The organism is Ketogulonicigenium robustum (assembly GCF_002117445.1).
Lineage (GTDB): Bacteria > Pseudomonadota > Alphaproteobacteria > Rhodobacterales > Rhodobacteraceae > Ketogulonicigenium > Ketogulonicigenium robustum.
Genome location: NZ_CP019937.1, coordinates 605,860 through 621,958, shown reverse-complemented (window position 1 = coordinate 621,958; position 16,099 = coordinate 605,860). Strand labels below are relative to the sequence as shown.

The window sequence follows — 16,099 nt, the reverse complement described above, 5'->3', positions numbered from 1 at the left end:
CCCGCACTGACCGGGATCAGTTCTCGATTTCATACACCATGGTGACCGAGACCGAAATCGACAGCTCGCCCGCCGCGACGGGGACCGCATCGGCGGCCATAGCCATCATGCGCGCCTCGGGCATGGGCATGGGGCGCGGGGTGTTACCGTATTCGTTCAGCGTTTGCAGCGTGCCCAAGGTCACGCCAGCCGCATCGGCATATAGCGTGGCGCGGGCGACGGCGTCGGCAACGGCATTGCGGCGCGCCTCGTCAACAGCGGCGCTGGAATCCTGCACATCGAACGAAACGCCGGTGACCTGATTGGCACCATCGGCGACCACACTATCCAGCACCGACCCCAGCGTGTCCAGCGCACGCACGCGCAGTTGCAGGCTGGACGATGCGTTATAGCCGACCATGACGGGGCCGCCCTGTTCGGGGTAATCGTAGCGCGGGCTGAGGTTGATCGCGCTGGTCTGCACGTCGCGCGCCTCGATACCGGCGGCCTCGATTTTGGCCATGACGGCGGCCAGATCGGCGCTCATACTCGACATCGCTTCGGCAGCGGTATCGGCATCGGCCGAGACGCCAACGCTGACGCGGGCCATGTCGGGCGATAGGGTAACAGTGCCGTTGCCCGTGACGGTCATGGTGCGGTCATCCGCAAATGCCGGTGCGGCCATCAGGGCAACCGCAGTGACGGCGGCCAACGTCGTAATGGAATGCTTCATATTATCCTCGTAACGAGTAAGGCGCGGCAGCATCCGGTATGGCACTGCACGGATGTTTTATCTGTGGATGGGCGCAAAGCGCAGTGCAATTGAAAACTCTGTCTTGCTCAGGCGATTTTCTGCTATAGGTGCTGGGGCCGAGGCCCGACAGTGTTCCCTGATGTGGGCCGCCGTGATAGGGCTGAATTATGACTGTGGAACTTGCGCTTGCTTTAGATTTTGATGGTATCCGCCTGCTGCGGCGCAGGTCCGGATGGCCCGTGGATCCCCCTGCCTCGGGCGCGGATGGCTGGGAAACGCTGGGCACATCGGCGCTGGATTCCCCCAGCCTTGCGCAAGAATTGACCCTGCTTCACGGTCGCGGCGCGAAAGCTGTGGGCCTGCCCAAGGGGTCGGCCTTGCCGGTGCGGATCATACTGCCCAATGCGCAAGTACGGTTCATGACCTTCGACGCCGATCTTGGCGATGACGCGGCGCGCGCCGAGCTGGCCGCCGCCACCCCCTATGCGCAAGCCGACCTGCATTTCGACATCGCGAACGCCGACGGCAAGATTTACGTCGCCGCTGTCGCGTCCGAGACCTTGGCCGAGGCCGAGGGCTTCGCCACGCATTACGGCTTCACCCCCATTGGTCACACCTGCCGCAGCGCCGATGCCGCCTTTCCCGCCCCTGCCCATTTCCCGCCGCTGAACACGACCGAGGTTATAGTCGCCGCCGCGGCGGAAGTTGCCGAAGATCAAGCCGAGGACGACCAGCCGGAACCGCAGGGTGATGGCATCGAAACGGCGGCGCACGAGGCCACTAGTGCGTTAGGTGCCAAAGCAGATGTCGCAACCGACGCACCGCTTGCAATAGCCGAAGCTGAGGGGGCAGCGCGCGAGCCTCAAGCTATCACCCCCGAGGCCACGGAAGCCGAGACAGCCGCAGCCGCGATAGATGAAACTGATACCCCCAACGCTGCGCGGGAGAACAGCGGCGAGGCCGCGTCCCCTGACCCCGAGGTTACCGACGCGCCAGACGATCAGCCGGAGGAAGCACTTGCCGATGTTGAAGCCCCCGCCGAGCAGGTGGTCGCAGCGGACGTCGTAGCGGACGTGATCCTGCCGCCAGTGCTTATGCCCGACGACACCGAAGATGCGGACAAGACGGAAGTCGACGCGCCTGCCATTGCAGTCAGCGTCGCACCCGCAGCTGAGGCCGCTATTGAAACGCCTACCGACAGCCCATCCGCGCCGCTCATCGCGGTGCGAGATGACGTGGTCATGCCCGAACCAACTGTCGAGGTCGACAGCCCCATCGTGCCGCCATCGACCCCCGAGGATGTCGCGCAAGGCGAAGTAGTCCCAATCGAAGTGCCAGCCGTTGTCTTGCCAGTCGAAACCGAGGCTGCGCCACCGGTGATTGGCCCCACCCCTGCGGTCAAGGTGCCCAACCTGATCTCGCCCGCGCTGACCGCCCGCAGCCTGCGGGCCGAGGCGCGCGCGCATGCCGACGCCGCAGCACCCGCCCCGCCCCCGAAACCTGCGCAAGACAACACGGCGCAGCTTCTGGAAAACGCGACGCAGTTAGCCGCCCGCATCACGGCGTTTTTCGGCGACCGTCTGAAGGCGCCGTCGCAGGCCGCGCCGCAGGTGCAGAAGAAAACGCCGAAGGCGGCAGCCGCCGTGCTGCCGGTGGCTGCAAAGCCTGATTTACTGCCGGACATCCCTTCCGCGCCCACATCCGCAATCGCCACACCTGCAATCGAGCGGCCCACAATCGACAAACCAACGGTAGTCGCGCCCACGGTGACAGTGCCGACAGCGCCCATGCCCGCCGTGGCAGCGCCTGTAAAGCGCGCAGTTCAGGCAAAGGCCACCCCGCGACCCAAAATAGACCCTGCGGTGCTGGTGGCGCCCAAGGCCATCGCGCGCCCAGCTGACACCCAACCCACGGGCAAGTCCGCTTCGGCGAACCCCTTCCCGCCGCTACAGAAAAAACCTGTCCTGTCTCGCCGGTATATGTGGGTAATCCTCAGCGTGGTGTTGCTGGTGGTGATGCTGATCGTGGCGCTGTTGACCCCCGCCGGGCGAACCATCAGCGCACTATTCAATCCCGATGCGCCGGAAGCCCAAGTTGCGGCCGTGCCGGATGCGGCGGCGCAGGGCGCGGCAAATGCGGTCGCCCAAGCGATGCAGACCGCCGCCCCTCAACCCTCCACCGGCGAGGGGCCCGCATCCAGCAGCCCCATCGCGCTGGCTGATGCCGAGGCGTTCCACGATTCCACGGGCGTCTGGATCCGGAGCGCGCGACTTGGGGCCGATCCGCGTCAGGGGGAGATGGCCCTGTCTGGCCGGAATGCGACGACCGACGCCCAATTGGCCGCGCTGGCAGCGCAGTTGCCACAAGCGCCCCCGCCACTGACAGCAGAAGGTGCCCTACAAGACACGCCCGAGGCGCAAGCGGCCCCCCCAGCCGCTGGTACGCGCTTGCCGCGCGACCCCCGCGGCTTCGTCCTTGCCACCCCCGAAGGCACGCCCCTGCCCGATGGCCGACGTATCTTCGCTGGCCTGCCCGCAACCGTCCCCCCGCTTCGCCCCGATGATCTGGTGCCGGCGGCAGTTGCGCCAGTCGAGCAAACGGCCCCTGACGCGACAGAGGAAGAGGCGCAGGACACGCCCGAAGCCACCACAAGCGACACCGCCACGGTCGCGCTGACCGAGACGGCCCGACCTGAAGATACCGTCGCCGCAGTTGAACCCGGCCCCGCGATCGCGCGCCCTGCACCGCGCCCGACCGAGATCGAGGAGACGGCTGCGCTTGCACTGAACGCGCCTATCACACCGCTGCCACCTGATCGCCCTGCCGCGATCACAACGGCTGCCGCAGCAGCAACCGCAGCCGCCGCACAAGAGGCGCAAGCCGCAGCCGCGCAGGCCCAAGCGCAAGCGACCCCCGCTTCCCCCGGTGCGGTCGGCGGAGACGTCGTCGCGGCCTTGAACTCGATCATGCAGAACGCGCCCGATCCGGTGGCACAACAACAAGCCGCAGCTGCGGCCCGCCCTGCCGCGCGCACCGGAAATGCGGCCCCCACCCGCGAAGAGGCCGCCGAAGCGGACGAAATCGATATCCCCGCCTCGCCCACGGGCGCGGTTCCGGGGTCGGTCGCGCAGGCGGCAACCACAGCGCGCGCCATAAATACGCGTGAAATCAATCTGATAGGGGTAATGGGCCGCCAAAATGATCGTCGCGCACTGGTGCGCATGCCGAACGGACGGGTCGAGGTTGTGCGTGTCGGCGACGGTCTAGATGGCGGCCAAGTGACAGCCATCGGCGACAATATCATCAACTACGTCAAGCGCGGTCGCACCTACGCGCTGCAGATTGCCGGTGGCGCCTAAGGCGCCGCCGCGATCAGATCTGACGTTCGGGCATATTCACGCGCAGGCCATCAAGCGCGTCGGTAACGCGCAGTTGGCAGCTAAGGCGTGAGCGCACCGGATCAGGCTCAAGCGCGAAATCGAGCATGTCTTCTTCCATCGGGTCGCGTTCGGGTAGCTGGGCGACCCACGCCGGATCGACGTAGACGTGGCAGGTCGAACAGGAACACGCGCCGCCGCAGTCGGCCTCGATCCCGGGGATGCCGTTGTCGCGCGCCCCCTCCATGACCGTCAGACCCGTGGGAACATCGACGACATGCTCGGTTCCGTTGAATTCAACATAGGTAATGCGGGCCATGGGACGTTCCTGCTTCAATACTGTCGCTACGATAACGGCGGGCTTTTAGCGCCTGCAGCTGCCTTGCACCAGTGCGCAAGTCAAGAAAAGGGCGCCGAAACCTGTGGTCCGGCGCCCTGCACTGTTCGTTAGTCGATCGGCAGGGCAACGAAGCGCGGATCTCCGCCGCGACGCACCAACAACATGACCGAAGTGCGGCCAGCATCACGCGCCGCCTTAACGATCTGCTCGACATCGTCCGAGGTTTTCACCGGCGTGTTCGACACATCGGTGATCACATCGCCAGCAGCCAAACCGCGTGCAGCGGCCTCGCTTTCAGGGTCGACTTCAGTGATGACAAGTCCGGATTCGGCCTGCAGGTTGAAACGCTCGGCCAGGCTTGGCGTCACTTCCTGCAATTTCAGGCCAAGGCCTTCGTAGTGGGCAGACGAAGGCGCGGTTTGGTTGGCGCCAGCGGCGACCTGCCCTTCAGCTTCCTCGCGGCGGCCCAGTGTGATCGGCAGGTCGAAGACCTCGCCATCGCGCAGCACGCCCAAGGTGACGTTCTGGCCCGCACCGGCGGCACCAATCATCTGCACAAAGCCGCGCGAATCCGTCACGTCTTTACCATCGAAGGTCAGCACGACGTCACCGGCTTTCAGGCCGGCGTCACGGGCAGGCCCCTCGGGCACATCGGAAATCAGCGCACCGGCGGCTTTATCCAGCCCCGGCATTGCGCCGACCATCTCTTGCGTGACAGCCTGGACGCGCGCGCCCAGCCAGCCGCGGCGCGTCTCGCCGAATTCGCGCAGCTGGTCGGTTACGCCTTTAACCACCGACGACGACATCGCAAAGCCAATGCCGATGCTACCGCCATTTGGCGACAAAATCGCGGTGTTCACGCCGATAACCTGACCTTCCATGTTGAACAGCGGCCCACCCGAGTTGCCCCGGTTGATCGCAGCGTCGGTCTGGATGTAGTCGTCATACGTCCCCGACAATTCGCGGTTACGCGCCGAGATAATACCGGCCGAGACCGAGAACCCCTGACCCAGCGGGTTCCCCATCGCCATGACCCAATCCCCCACGCGCGAGCCATCGCCGTTGGAATCACCGAATTCCACATAGGGCAAATCGGTGGCGTCCACTTTCAGAAGCGCGATATCGGTATTGGGGTCGGTGCCGACGACCGTCGCCGGCAGGCTGTCGCCCGAGAAAAATTCGATTTGGATTTGATCGGCGTCGGCAATCACGTGATTGTTCGTCACGATATAGCCATCAGCCGAAATGACAAAACCCGACCCCAGCGCGTTGGCACGTTGGGTAGGGGCCTCTTGGCCTTGGCGCGGCCCGAACTGACGGAAAAAATCCTCGAACGGGGTGCCTTCGGCGGGGTTGTTGCTGGGCGATGCAACCAACATGCTGGTCGTAATATTCACCACGGCAGGGCTGACCTGTTCGGCCAGATCAGCAAACGACATCGGCCGCATTTGGATGGGCGATTGTTCAGGCGTCAAGGCTTGAACGGGCGTCACGACCTCTTGTGCGGGCAGGACCTGCGGCATGACCGCAATGGCAATGGCACTGCCCAGCATCAGGGCAGCCACAAGCTTGCGGGGCCGGACAAGCGACAGAACGCCTACATCAGACTTCTGTGTCACGACAGTCTCCTCAGATTAAGCAGGGCGATAGAACCGTCGCCCGCGTTGGATATTTATGCGGGCGGCCGTGTCTTGCAATGGCGTGGGGGGACAACTCGGCGTGCGTCAAAGGGATGTGAGGATTATTTCAATGGAAAAGGCGGCCGGATGATCGGCCGCCTTGGCTGTTTTCTTATTCGTTTTCAGGACCATCTGCCGAATAGAGATAGTCGAAGAACGCGTTGTCGGGCGTCAGCACCATGCGGGTATTCCCCTTGGTCAGTGCCGTGCCATAGGCTTGCATCGACCGATAGAAGGCGAAGAACGCAGGATCTTGGCCGTAAGCCTCGGCGAAAATGCGGGCCGCTTCGGCATCCGCCTCGCCTCGGGCCACGTTCGCATCACGGTCAGCTTCCGAGATCGTCTCGGTCACAGTCCGGTCGGCCAGTGCGCGCACGCGCTGCGCGGCCTCGTTACCACGGGCGATCTCGTCGGCGGCCTCGCGCTGGCGTTCGGCGCGCATACGGGCAAAGGTCGCGTCCAGGTTTTGGCTGGGCAGGTTCGTCTGCTTCAGGCGCACGTCAACCACATCCAGCCCCAGGCTGGCGGCGGCACTACGGGCGCGGTCGCGAATGCGGTTCATCAGGCTACCGCGATCCGACGAAAGGATCGTATCCGACGTCACTTGGTTCGCACCCAGCACTTCGCGGATCTGCGCATTCAGGATCGATTGCAAGCGATCCTCGGCGACACGCAGACCGCCTGTGCCGACGGCCTGACGGAAGCGGACGACATCGACAATGCGGTAGCGTGCGAAAGCATCGACGACCAAGCGGCGGTCATCCGAGGGGGTCACTTCGATCGCATCAGTATCCAGCGACAAGATGCGGTCGTCGTATTTCACCACGTCCTGAATGAACGGGATCTTGAAGCCGATGCCCGGCTCCTCGCGGACTTGCTTGATCTGGCCGAACTGCAGCACCAATGCCTTTTCGCGTTCGTCCACGACATAGACCGACGATGTGCCCAAAAACGCGACGACGGCCACACCGATCAGCAGGCCAATTCCGGTTGAACTTTTCATGTTTTAGTTCCCCTGCGTCGCGGTGCCGGCCACGGCGCCAGCAACAGTGTTCGTATTGGCCAAATCGTTCAGCGGCAAAATCGGCACGACACCGCTGCCCCCCTGCGCGCCCGTCAGCGACGGGTCGAGGACGGTCGCACCCGTCGCACCCAGAACGTTCTCGATCGTCTCGATGTAGATCCGCTGGCGCGTGACATCGGGGGCCAGTTCGTATTCGGTGCGAACCGCGCTGAAGCGCGAGGCTTGACCCACGGCTTCGTTGACGGTCTGGGCGCGATAGGCTTCGGCGCCTTCCAAAATCTGCGCGGCTTGACCACGCGATGCGGCCATGACGCGGTTCGAATATGCGTCGGCCTCGCGTTCCAGACGGTCGCGTTCCTGTTCGGCGGCTTGCACTTCGCGGAAACTGTCGATCACCTCGGTCGGCGGGTCGGCGCGTTCCAAGTTGACGCGGATGATGTTGATACCGCTGTTGTATTCATTCAGGATTTCCTGAATCCGCTCGCGCGCGGTGTCGGCGATCAGGCCGCGATCGCGGTTCAAGATCGGCGCCAACGGCGATGCGGCGATAATCTCGCGCATGACGGATTCGGCGACAGCGTTCACGGTCAGCTGCGGGTCGGCGATGTTGAACAGCAGCATTGCCGGGTCGTTGATGTTCCAGACAACCTGAAAGCCGATATCGACGATGTTCGCATCGGTCGTCAGCATCAGCCCCGCGCCCGACGATGCGGCGTTCGAGATCGACGCCCCGACAACTTCGGTCCGTTCGGATGTGGTGTTGACCACCGTATGCGTCACGAACGGCCACGGCGCGAAGTTCAGGCCCGGCTCGCCGATCGAGCTATACTTGCCGAGGAACAGTTCGACCGACTGTTCTTCGGGCCGCACGGTGTAGAACGAGGCAAAGGCCCACAGGCCCAGTAGTGCCACGACACCCACACCGATGATGCCTTTGTTAATAGGCTGGCGCGGCATCTGCGCACGGCCGTTGCCGCCGCCCTGCCCGCCGCCGTTGCCGCCCATCAGAACGCGCAGCTGCTCGCGGCCTTTGTTCATCAGCGCGTCAAGTTCGGGAACAGACCCGCCCTCGTTCGTAGGTCGCTGCGGGGGTTTATTCCCCGCAGGACGGTTGTCGTCATCCCCCTTGCCACGATTTCCGCCGCCGCCCCAGGGGCCCCCGTTGTTTCCAGACATAGAGCCTCTGCTTCCTTCCATCAGGGGCGGCAAAATCCGCCCATCTACTCACTTAAATGGGGATCAGGCGCTTGGGTTCAAGCCCTTGATCCCGCAAACTAAACACGCGTCACGCTGCGCATGGTCACAAGTTCTTCGGCCATGGTCGGGTGCACCGCGACGGTGCGGTCGAAGTCCTCTTTCGTGGCGCCCATGGTGACGGCAATGGCAGCCAACTGGATCATCTCGCCTGCGTCGGGGGCAACAATGTGCACGCCCAATACCTTACGGGTCGCTTGGTCAACGATCAGCTTCATCAGCACCTTCTCGTCACCGCCCGCAAAGGCCGAACGCATCGGCTTGAATGTGGTGGCATAAACCTCGATCGGGCCGCGCGCGCGGGCGTCGTCTTCGGTCAGGCCCACGGTGCCAACCTCGGGCTGGGTGAAAACGGCGGTCGCAATCAGGCTATGATCCATCGCGGTCGGTTTGTCGCGGAAGACCGTGTCGACAAAGCACATCGCCTCGCGGATGGCGACGGGCGTCAGCGCGGCACGGTCGGTCACGTCACCCACGGCATAGATCGACGGGACAGCGGTTTGCGAATAGGCATCGACAGGTATTTCGCCGCGCTTACCCAAGCTGATCCCCACCGCCGACAGGCCTAGATCGCGGGTGTTCGGCACGCGGCCGGTTGCAAACAGCACGGTGTCGAATTCTTCGACCTTGCCGTCGCTGAAACGGACAGTGATCGGGCCACGGTAGCCTTCGGGTGCGGGGGCGTCAGGCGCACCGGCGGGGCCCATCGCTGCAATTTCAACCCCTAGGCGCAGATCGACGCCGCGCCGGACCATGCCAGCTGCGACATGGGCCCGTACTTCCTCGTCAAAGCCGCGCAAGATCTGGCTGCCGCGATAGGCCTGCACAACGCGCGTCCCAAAACCGTTGAAAACGCCCGCGAATTCACACGCAACATAGCCGCCGCCGATAATCAGCAGGCGCGTCGGCAGGCTGGGCAGCGCGAACAGGTCATCCGAAATCAAGCCCAGATGTGCATTCTGCATTTCGGGGCGCTGCGGGCGGCCACCGGTCGCAATCAAGATAACTTTGGCGCTGACGGTCTCGCCCGTGCTCAGGCGCACTTCGTGCGGCCCTGCCAGCGCAGCGCGCGCTTTGTAGGTGACAACCTCGGACCCGGACAGCAGGCGCTCGTAAACGCCTTCCAAACGATCCAGTTCGATATTCAGGCTGCTGCGAAAGCGCGCCCAATCAAAGCGGCCTTCGCTGAAGTCCCAGCCAAAGGCGGCAGCTTCAGCAGGAAACTCCGCAAAACCCGATGCGTAGACCATCAGCTTTTTGGGCACGCAGCCACGGATTACACAGGTGCCGCCCATGCGGTCATCCTCGGCCAAGGCCACACGGGCACCCGAAGCCGCCGCCACACGCGCCGCGCGCACGCCACCCGAACCGCCGCCAATTACAAAAAGGTCGAAATCATAGCTCATGGCTTCAGTCCGCAATGTCTTTGAAAATGTTGTCTTCGCCGCCCGCATCGACCAAGCTTTCAAGGTCGGGGATCAGGTCGATCACCTCGTCGCGCCCATCGGGGTGGCCGATGACCACAGTGTCGCAAATATCCACGAACAGGCCGTTTTCGACCACACCAGCAATTTGGTTCAGCACCAGCGACAGCTGGCGCGCGTTACCGATGCGCCCCAGATGCAGGTCGATGATCAGGTTGCCTTCGTCGGTGGTGAAGGGCTGGGTGCCGTTCATACGCAAGGTAGATTTGCGGGCGCCCACATCGACGCCCAGCAGCGACTCCTCGATCAGCTGCCGGGTCGCTTGCCAGCCGAAGGGCACAATCTCGACCGGCAGGGGAAACATCCCCAGCGTGGCGACTTGCTTCGAGGGGTCTGTGATGACGATCATCCTGTCGCTGGCGGTCGCGACGATCTTTTCGCGCAGATGCGCACCGCCGCCGCCTTTGATCAGGTTCAAGGCGGGGTCGAATTCATCTGCACCGTCAATCGTCAGGTCCAGCCAACCGACATCTTGCAAGCTGACAACCTCGATCCCCTCGGCGCGGGCTTGTTGGGCCGTGCGTTCGGACGTCGGCACGGCGCGGATCTGCAACCCCTCCGCACGCACCATGTGGCCCAAGCATTTCACCAGCCACGCAGCCGTCGACCCTGTCCCCAAACCAACACGCATGCCGCTTTCCACGAAGGCGCTGGCGCGGCGGGCGGACGCGAATTTCGCCATTTCGACAGGCGATAGCCCTGCAGGTGCAAAGTCGGCGGGAAAGAAAGTCGTCATGTAGGCCTCTTGAGCAGCACCCCACCGTTATAGGGCGTTTCCCCCGCCGGTGCGAGAGGGCAATCCCCGATCCGCGGGGTTTTGAACAAGGAAAAACCCCGCAGCCTGAAAGGCGCGGGGTGATCGGGCGGCGTCGTGGGTAGCAGGCGGGGCTTACGCCGCGCGGCCAACCAACAGGGTATCGATTTCGCGGGCCATGCTGACTTCGTCTTTGCCATTCACGGCGGCCAGCTCGCGGGTCAAACGCTCCAGCGCGCGCTCGTACAACTGACGCTCAGAATAGCTTTGCTCGCGCTGATCGTCGGCGCGGTGCAGATCGCGCACCACTTCGGCAATCGCGATCAAATCGCCCGAGTTGATCTTCTCGTCGTATTCCTGCGCGCGGCGCGACCACATGGCCTTTTTGACCTTGGCCTTGCCCTTCAACGTCTTCAGCGCATGATCGACCACATCGCCCGAGGCCAGCGCGCGCATGCCGATTTCGATCGCTTTGTTGGTCGGAACGCGCAGCGTCATCTTGTCCTTTTCAAAGACGATCACGAACAGTTCCAGCTTGAAGCCGGCGACTTCCTGTTCCTCGATCGAGATGATCTGCCCCACACCATGGGCGGGGTAGACGATGTAATCGTTCGGATGAAATTCCGGCTTTTTCGACTTGCTCATAATATCCTTTCCTACCCGAACACCACAGCACACCCCGGCGGGAAACCCCCACCGAGGCGGTGCAAACGGATGCCATTCGGGATCGCGGTACAACCTGTCACGCGTTACATAGCATAAATTTAGGCAATTTCAAAGCGAGGCTCGCACCCAAAGTCGCGGATTCAGCCGCCTTCGCCGGGATTTTCCGACAAAAGATCCAGCTTTCCGGGCTTGCCGTCCATCTCTTGGTAACCGGGCAGCGGGTCGCGGCGCGATGTGATGACGGGCCACATCTCGGCGTATTTGCGGTTGAACTCGACCCATTTTTCCATCCCAGGCTCGGTATCGGGACGGATCGCATCGGCGGGGCATTCGGGTTCGCACACGCCGCAGTCGATGCATTCGTCGGGGTGGATGACCAGCGTATTCTCGCCCTCGTAAAAACAATCGACGGGGCATACCTCGACACAATCGGTGTATTTGCAGGCGATGCAGTTTTCAGTGACGACATAGGTCATAGGTTAATCTTCCACGACTACGGCTAAGCCCCGTACGGGCCGGCTACTACAAAAGGCCGAAACGGCTGGCAACATGTGGCGCGAGGGATGCGCCCTTGCGCAACGGGTGTCAAGGCATCGGCCTGTCGCACCGCAGGCAAGAACGGCAAGTTTACTCGACCAGCTGCCCTGTTGCGGTGTCACCGGCGGGGTTGCCCTCGCTCAGGTCCTCGTACAGCAGTCGGGCTTCTTCGGCAGGGCCGCGCCGCGTGCCGATGTCCAACACGCGCACCACGCGCACACGCCCGCCTTGCATAAAGGTCAGCACATCAGCCGCGCCCACCGCCCGTGCGGGTTTATCGGTGGGCTGGCCGTTGATGCGCAAGCGTCCCTCGGTCACGAGGGTTTGGGCTATGGCACGACTTTTGCAAAAGCGTGCGTGCCATAGCCATTTGTCGATGCGGATGGTCTGCCGCGCCAGAGTCACTTGGGCTTGAAACCTGCCAAAGCCATCGCGAACGGGTTGTCGGGGTCGACCTTGGCCGCGCGGGCAGGCTGCGCCTCGAACGAGGTTTGGCGCGGAGCTTGCTTGTCGCGCTGGGGCTTACCCTTGCCACGCGGCGGACGACCGCCTTCTTTGCCTTCACCGCGATTTTCGCGGCGCGGACGATCGCCTGCGGGCTTACCGTCGCGTGCGGGTTGATCGGCCCGTGCGTCGGTGCGGGCAGCGGCGGGGTTGCCGCCACGGCGACGCTGACCTTCGGCACGATCGCGACGCGCGGGGCGCGAATCCCACGTAAAGGTGTAGAACACTTCAACTTCGGCGGGCGCTTCGGGCGTGATTTCAGCCGTGGCCTCTACCACAGGCTCGGCAGCGACATCGGCAACAACTTCCGTTGCATCCGCGATCGGCGCTTCGGACGAAGCCTCAGCCGCCTTAACAGGACGCACTTTCGGTCGCTCGGCTTTTTCGGCGCGATAACCAATACCTTCCATCAGCGCGGCGAACTGCTCCAGCGACAGGCCGGTGATCGACAGCATGTCGGCTGTGGCCTCAAAGCCACCCTTGCTGTCTTTATCGCGCAGCATATCGGCCAGACGCTCCAGCATATCGATACGAATCGCGCGCGGGCCTGCAGCACGATAGCCGGCCATGGCGTAGTATCCGGTCGGCGCGCCGTCGATGGCGGGCACGGTCACCAGACCGGGCGGAGGCGCATCGGGGAACTCGCTCAGGCCTTTGAACAGCGACCACAGCACCAGACGCAAGCGCGTCGGGGCTGGTTTCAGCAGCAGCGGCTGGAACACCGTCATCTGGCCGAAACGAATCCCGTGCTTGCGCAAGGCCGAACGGGCTTCCTGATCAAGGGCCTTCACCTCGTCGGCAACTTCGCCGCGCGGAATGATCCCGAAGTTTTCGCCCATGCGATAGGCGAAACCGCGCGCCAGACCTGTCAGGGCCTCGTCGCGGGTCAGGGCCAGCAGCGGCTCCATCGTGGCGGCGACTTTACGGTCGATGAAATGCTGCAGACGGCGCTGCACCTTTTGGGCGACATCGCTTCCAGCTTCTTCATCAACGAAAACAACCACTTGCGGACGAAGCGGTTCGGAACCTGCGACCAGCTTGCCAACGGCATGCTCGCCCCACATCAAACCACCCTGTTCGGTAAAATCGATCTCGGTATCGGGGGCGTTATAAAAACGGTCCGCCCGCAGATGGAACTGCGGTGCCAGCGCGACAGCGGTCGCTTGACGCAGGGTCTTCGCCTCGTCGGGGGTGGCAGCCTTGTCGGCACGGAAACGGAAGCCTTCCAGACGGCCGACGAATTCGCCTTCGACTGTTACTTCACCCTTGTCGCTCACTTCGGCCACGAGGACCTCCTTCTGCTTGAGCCGGCGGGCGAGGACACTGGTCCGCCGGTCCACAAATCTTTGCGTCAGTGCACTATGCAATGCATCCGACAGACGATCTTCTATCGCGCGGGTTTCGTCGCGCCAATGGGATTCTTCCCGCACCCAGCCTTTCCGCTGACTTACATAGGTCCAAGTGCGAATATGGGCCAAACGTTTGGCAAGAGTGTCGATGTTCCCGTCGGTGCGGTCAAGGCGTTGCACCTGCTGCGACAGATATTCGGCAGGAACCGCGCCGTGTTGGTGCAGGAAGTTGAAAATAGTGGCCAACATTGCAGCATGTTCGCCCCGCCCGATGCCGCGGAAATCGGGGATTCGGCACACGTCCCACAAAAGCTGCACGGATTTGCCGTCGGTCGCACGTGCCATCACCTCGACATGACCCGCCATCGCCTTCAGCGCGGCCAGATCGTCGCTTTCGCGTACGCGGCCCAGCCACGGGTTGGTCGTTTTTTCTTCCAGCGTCTGGATCAGCCGTTTGACACTGCCGAACTGCAGCCGCGCATTGCGCCACTGCAGGCGGCTGACGGGGCGGAACATGTGGGCCTCGATGGCGGCGACGTCCTCCTCGTCCATCTCGGTCACATCGCCGGTTACGCCGAATGTGCCGGGGCTGAGGTGCCGCCCCGCGCGGCCTGCAATCTGCGCCAATTCGTCGGCATGCAGGTTGCGCATGCGCTGGCCATCGAACTTGCGTAGCGCCGAAAAAGCAACGTGGCTGATGTCAAGGTTCAGCCCCATGCCGATGGCGTCGGTGGCGACCAGATAATCAACCTCGCCACTTTGGAACATGGCGACCTGCGCGTTGCGCGTGCGGGGCGACAGCGCGCCCATCACCACGGCCGCCCCTCCCCGCGTGCGGCGGATGTATTCGGCGATCGCATAAACCTCGTCCGTCGAGAACGCGACGATTGCAGCACGCTCGGGCATACGGGCGATCTTTTGCGCGCCGGTATAGGTCAGCTTGGAGAACCGCTCGCGCCGCACGAATTGCGCGCCGGGCACCAGTGCGGCAATCGCGGGACGCATCGTTTCCGACCCCAGAAACAGTGTCTCGTGCAGGCCGCGCGCGTGCAGCAGGCGATCGGTGAAAATATGCCCCCGTTCGGGGTCGGCGCACAGCTGGATTTCGTCGATCGCCAGAAAATCGCAGCCCATCCCGTCCGGCATCGCCTCGACCGTGCAGACCCAGTATTGGACGCGGTCGGGGATGATCCGCTCCTCGCCCGTGACCAGCGCGACGACCGAAGGTCCGCGCGCCGCAACGATACGGTCGTACACCTCGCGCGCAAGCAGGCGCAGCGGCAGGCCGATGATGCCGGTGCGATAGCCCAGCATCCGCTCAATGGCGTAATGGGTTTTTCCGGTATTGGTCGGGCCAAGAACGGCGGTCACGCGCGATGGCGTTGGCATGTTTCCCCCTTGGCCCCAATGGGGCGGTCGTCAAATCGCAGTGCCGTCCAGCGTAGGCTCCAGCCGCTCCAGCGCCTCGCGGGCGTTGGTCATGGCCGGGTACACATCCAGCGCGCGGCGCAGGGCCACACGCGCGGCTTCGGTATCACCGATTATGTCGAATGTAAGGCCCAGCAGGCGCAGGGCATCAAAATTTTCGGGCATATGCTGCAGCACATAGCCCAAGTCGGCAGCCGCCTGCCCCGCCTGCCCCGACCGCAAAAATGCCTGCGCGCGCCGCGTGTAGGCCAGCATGAAATCGGGGTCATAGTCGATCACGGTCGAAAGGTGCCAAACCGCCAGATCGTTTTCGCCGGCATCCAACGCGGCTTGTGCGCGGCGCATCAGCAAATCCAGCGTCGCCGAACCAGAATCGGCCCAGCGCGCGCGGATGTCGCTGGCGATGGTGGCAGCCTCGGGGTCTTCGGCGGTGCTGAGGCGCGCCAGCAGGCTTTCCATGCTTTCAGCATCTTCCGTAACTGCGCCCGTACTCGCATCTTGCGCGTAGGCCGCAGGCGCCGCAGCCATGAAAGCTGCCGCCACGAGAATCTGTTTTGCTATTTCCGACACCTTCCGCATAGTGCCTAGTGTAAAGCAATTCGCCGGTCGCGCCAGTGGGGGCGCGTTCAAATCATGCGGCGATGAATGTGACGGATGGGATATGAGCGAATTTCTCGACAAAGTGGCCGCCCTGCTGAAGGAAAAAATCGCGGGGCAAGAACTGCCGGGATCGGTCAAACTAACGATTGACGGCCGCGGGTCGGTCGTCGCCAGCAAAGATGGCGTGACGATGGGCGATGCGCCCGCCGATGTCACCTTGTCCGCCAGCGAGGACGTGCTGAAGGCCCTGCTGGACGGCCAAACCAACCCCGTCACCGCCTTTATGACAGGCAAGCTGAAGGTCGATGGCGACATGGGCCTCGCGATGAAACTCTCGACCCTGTTTGCCTGATGGCAGTGGCGCGGGGTT

At 63.3% G+C, this 16,099-nt stretch carries 14 protein-coding genes; 2 read left to right on the top strand and 12 right to left on the bottom strand.

Annotation, left to right across the window (positions count from 1 at the left end; translation table 11 throughout):
• Positions 1 to 16 precede the first annotated feature (16 nt).
• Positions 17 to 712 carry an SIMPL domain-containing protein gene (locus BVG79_RS03105; protein ID WP_085787212.1) on the bottom strand — a complete coding sequence of 232 codons (696 nt, stop codon included), beginning with the start codon at positions 710 to 712 and terminating at the stop codon, positions 17 to 19.
• Positions 713 to 972: 260 nt separating this feature from the next.
• On the opposite strand from BVG79_RS03105, the gene BVG79_RS03100 reads away from it, so the two are divergent.
• Positions 973 to 4,092 carry a hypothetical protein gene (locus BVG79_RS03100; protein ID WP_157115609.1) on the top strand — a complete coding sequence of 1,040 codons (3,120 nt, stop codon included), beginning with the start codon at positions 973 to 975 and terminating at the stop codon, positions 4,090 to 4,092.
• A gap of 13 nt (positions 4,093 to 4,105) precedes the next feature.
• Here the strand turns inward: BVG79_RS03100 and BVG79_RS03095 are convergent, their stop codons facing one another.
• The 11 genes from BVG79_RS03095 to BVG79_RS03045 all read right to left on the bottom strand — a co-directional run bounded on the left by BVG79_RS03095 (position 4,106) and on the right by BVG79_RS03045 (position 15,657).
• Complete coding sequence (locus BVG79_RS03095; protein ID WP_085785594.1) at positions 4,106 to 4,429, bottom strand: 2Fe-2S iron-sulfur cluster-binding protein; 324 nt, start codon at positions 4,427 to 4,429, stop codon at positions 4,106 to 4,108.
• Between the two features lie 128 nt (positions 4,430 to 4,557).
• Entirely contained in the window at positions 4,558 to 6,069 is a 1,512-nt protein-coding gene (locus BVG79_RS03090) for a Do family serine endopeptidase (protein WP_157115608.1), read from the bottom strand.
• A 172-nt stretch (positions 6,070 to 6,241) separates the two neighbouring features.
• A complete protein-coding gene (gene hflC / locus BVG79_RS03085; RefSeq protein WP_085785593.1) occupies positions 6,242 to 7,132 on the bottom strand; it encodes a protease modulator HflC in 891 nt (296 codons plus the stop codon).
• A 3-nt stretch (positions 7,133 to 7,135) separates the two neighbouring features.
• Positions 7,136 to 8,329 carry an FtsH protease activity modulator HflK gene (gene hflK / locus BVG79_RS03080; protein WP_198167882.1) on the bottom strand — a complete coding sequence of 398 codons (1,194 nt, stop codon included), beginning with the start codon at positions 8,327 to 8,329 and terminating at the stop codon, positions 7,136 to 7,138.
• Between the two features lie 98 nt (positions 8,330 to 8,427).
• Entirely contained in the window at positions 8,428 to 9,813 is a 1,386-nt protein-coding gene (gorA, locus tag BVG79_RS03075; protein WP_085785591.1) for a glutathione-disulfide reductase, read from the bottom strand.
• Between the two features lie 4 nt (positions 9,814 to 9,817).
• Complete coding sequence (rpiA, locus tag BVG79_RS03070) at positions 9,818 to 10,627, bottom strand: ribose-5-phosphate isomerase RpiA (protein WP_085785590.1); 810 nt, start codon at positions 10,625 to 10,627, stop codon at positions 9,818 to 9,820.
• A 153-nt stretch (positions 10,628 to 10,780) separates the two neighbouring features.
• Positions 10,781 to 11,290 carry a CarD family transcriptional regulator gene (locus BVG79_RS03065; RefSeq protein ID WP_085785589.1) on the bottom strand — a complete coding sequence of 170 codons (510 nt, stop codon included), beginning with the start codon at positions 11,288 to 11,290 and terminating at the stop codon, positions 10,781 to 10,783.
• A 161-nt stretch (positions 11,291 to 11,451) separates the two neighbouring features.
• A complete protein-coding gene (gene fdxA / locus BVG79_RS03060; RefSeq protein ID WP_085785588.1) occupies positions 11,452 to 11,787 on the bottom strand; it encodes a ferredoxin FdxA in 336 nt (111 codons plus the stop codon).
• A 151-nt stretch (positions 11,788 to 11,938) separates the two neighbouring features.
• Positions 11,939 to 12,253 carry an RNA-binding S4 domain-containing protein gene (locus BVG79_RS03055; RefSeq protein WP_085785587.1) on the bottom strand — a complete coding sequence of 105 codons (315 nt, stop codon included), beginning with the start codon at positions 12,251 to 12,253 and terminating at the stop codon, positions 11,939 to 11,941.
• Positions 12,250 to 15,090 (bottom strand): helicase-related protein, encoded by a 2,841-nt coding sequence (locus tag BVG79_RS03050; protein WP_085785586.1) that lies wholly within the window; start codon positions 15,088 to 15,090, stop codon positions 12,250 to 12,252. The genes BVG79_RS03055 and BVG79_RS03050 overlap by 4 nt, the downstream gene beginning before the upstream one ends.
• Positions 15,091 to 15,120: 30 nt before the next feature.
• Positions 15,121 to 15,657 (bottom strand): tetratricopeptide repeat protein, encoded by a 537-nt coding sequence (locus tag BVG79_RS03045; RefSeq protein ID WP_236951401.1) that lies wholly within the window; start codon positions 15,655 to 15,657, stop codon positions 15,121 to 15,123.
• 133 nt (positions 15,658 to 15,790) lie between these two features.
• On the opposite strand from BVG79_RS03045, the gene BVG79_RS03040 reads away from it, so the two are divergent.
• Positions 15,791 to 16,081 carry an SCP2 sterol-binding domain-containing protein gene (locus BVG79_RS03040; protein WP_085785584.1) on the top strand — a complete coding sequence of 97 codons (291 nt, stop codon included), beginning with the start codon at positions 15,791 to 15,793 and terminating at the stop codon, positions 16,079 to 16,081.
• Positions 16,082 to 16,099 lie beyond the last annotated feature (18 nt).